At 70.2% G+C, this 2,400-nt stretch carries 2 protein-coding genes; both read right to left on the reverse strand.

Annotated elements, in window-relative coordinates:
• A partial coding sequence (locus ACFWF3_RS32380) for a GuaB1 family IMP dehydrogenase-related protein (RefSeq protein WP_379317644.1) occupies window positions 1-1,337 on the reverse strand: 1,337 nt, incomplete at its 3' end.
• Window positions 1,338-1,388: 51 nt separating this feature from the next.
• Window positions 1,389-2,249 carry a DMT family transporter gene (locus ACFWF3_RS32385; RefSeq protein ID WP_379317646.1) on the reverse strand — a complete coding sequence of 287 codons (861 nt, stop codon included), beginning with the start codon at window positions 2,247-2,249 and terminating at the stop codon, window positions 1,389-1,391.
• Window positions 2,250-2,400: the final 151 nt, after the last annotated feature.

Here is a 2,400-nt window from a genome sequence, read left to right on the forward strand (position 1 = left end):
GCGTAGGTGCACGAGCTGCGCACACCCGAACAGATGTGGTCGATGAGATCCTCGACGCCGGGACGCTCGGGATCCAGACGCATCCGCGAGCTGGAGATGCCCTCTTCGAACAGTGCCTTGCGAGCGCGGTCGAAGCTGCTGTCGGCGGCGGTACGAGCGGCGACAGCACGCTTGGACGCCATGCCGAAGCTCTCCTTGTACTTGTTGCCGTCGCGGTCGATGCGCAGGTCGCCGGGGGACTCGTAGGTACCGGCGAACCAGGAACCGATCATCACGTTCGACGCGCCCGCGGCCAGCGCCAGCGCCACGTCGCGGGGGTGCCGGACGCCACCGTCGGCCCACACGTGCACGCCGAGTTCCTTTGCCGCGGCTGCACATTCGGCCACGGCGGAGAACTGTGGGCGACCGACGCCGGTCATCATGCGGGTGGTGCACATGGCGCCGGGGCCGACACCGACCTTGATGATGGTCGCGCCGGCCTCGGCCAGATCGCGGGTGCCCTCGGCGGAGACCACATTGCCCGCGACCAGGGGCAGGCCGAGACCGAGATCGGCGACGGTGCGCAAAGATTCGAGCATTTTGGTCTGGTGGCCGTGCGCGGTGTCGAGGACGAGCACATCGGCGCCCGCCTCGGCCAGGGCCTTCGCCTTGGCGGCCACGTCGCCGTTGATGCCGACGGCGGCGGCGACGCGCAGCTTGCCGTTCGCGTCGACCGCGGGGGTGTAGATGCCGGCGCGGACGGTGCCGGTGCGGGTCATCACGCCCGCGAGGGTGCCGTCGGGGTGGGTGAGCACCGCGAGCTGGGCGTGGGCCTCGGCGAGGCGGTCGAAGATGTCGCGCGGGGACGCCTCGACGGCCACCTGGACGAAGTCGGTGAACGCGACCTCGCGCAGGCGCGCGAACCGGTCCACATCGGCGCAGGCGGCCTCGGTGACGACGCCGACCGGCTTGCCGTCCTCGACGACCACGACGGCGCCGTGGGCGCGCTTGTGCATCAGCGCCACCGCGTCGGACACCGAACGATCGGGGTCGAGAGTGACGGGGGTGTCGGCGGTGAGCGAGCGGCTCTTGACGAACGCGATGGTGTCGGCGGCCGCGGGGATCGGCAGATCCTGGGGAAGTACCACGATGCCACCGCGGCGGGCGACGGTCTCGGCCATCCGCTTGCCCGCGACCGCGGTCATGTTCGCGACCACGAGGGGGATGGTGGTACCGGTCCCGTCGACGCTGGCCAGGTCCACATCGAACCGGGACGCGACATCGGTCCGGTTCGGGACCAGGAAGAGGTCGTCGTAGGTCAGGTCATACGGCGGCTGGGGTCCCGGAAGAAATCGCACTTGATTGATAGTAGCCCTGTGAGCCCAGCGGCGGGCAAATCCCGCGAGGTGTCAGCGCGTGGGTTCGGCGGTGACCGCTCTGGTGTGGCACAGCGCCACGGTCGCCGCGCACATCACGACGACACAGACTCCGACGACGACCAGTCCGAGACCGCTGGTGCGCAGGTGCTCGTCGAGAGCGGTGAGGCCGAGGAACGCGGCGGCCAGTGGTTCGGCGATCGTCGCCGCGGGGAGTGAGGCCGACAGCGGTCCGGCCTGGAATGCGCGCTGCTGCAGGTACACACCGAGCAGTCCCGCGGCCACCAGCGTCCAGGTCTGCCACCCGCCGAGCACCGCGCCGATCCCGTCACCGAACAGGGTGACCACGCGATCGGTGAGTGCGGCCGCCATCCCGAACAGCGCGCCACCGGCGAGGCCGAGAGCGAGCGCCTGTCCCGACCGGCTGCTGATCGTCAGCCCGGCGACAGCCGCGCCCCCGACGACGCCGAGCAGAATCGCCAAGGGCACCAACCATTCCCGGAAGGGTGCCGTGTCCTCACCCGCTGTCGGATCGCCCACGATCAGGAACAGCGCGAGCGCCGCGACGAGGATCAGCGCGGTCGTGGCGGCACGCGCGGTGATCCGCTGCCCGTTCAGCCGCGCGGACAGCGGCAGCGCGAAGACCAAGGCGCTCACCAGAATCGGTTGCACCACCAGCACCGCGCCGAATGCCAGCGCGAGAACCTGCATCGCGTAACCACCGGTGTCGCCCACGATTCCGGACCACCAGCGTGGGCTGCGGAGCAGGCCGCCGAGCAGGGGCGTGCCTTCGGGCACCGCCGCCGCCGCCCGCTGCTGCGCTACGGCGCCCAGCGCGATCAACATGGCCGCGATCAGCGCGCACACGATGGTGGCGATCTCGTGGTTCGTCACGGGCTCAGTGTGCGCGCTCCGGCGCTCGTCGGCGCTGATCTACGAACGAGAGTCGCGGGGTTCGGGTACCCGGAAACAGACGCGGGGGGGGGGCCCGCAAAAGGGTGGCCCCCGCGTGGTGAGTTGGGGTTATAAAAAAAAAAAAAACACA

The organism is Nocardia sp. NPDC060220, from assembly GCF_042727815.1.
Lineage (GTDB): Bacteria > Actinomycetota > Actinomycetes > Mycobacteriales > Mycobacteriaceae > Nocardia.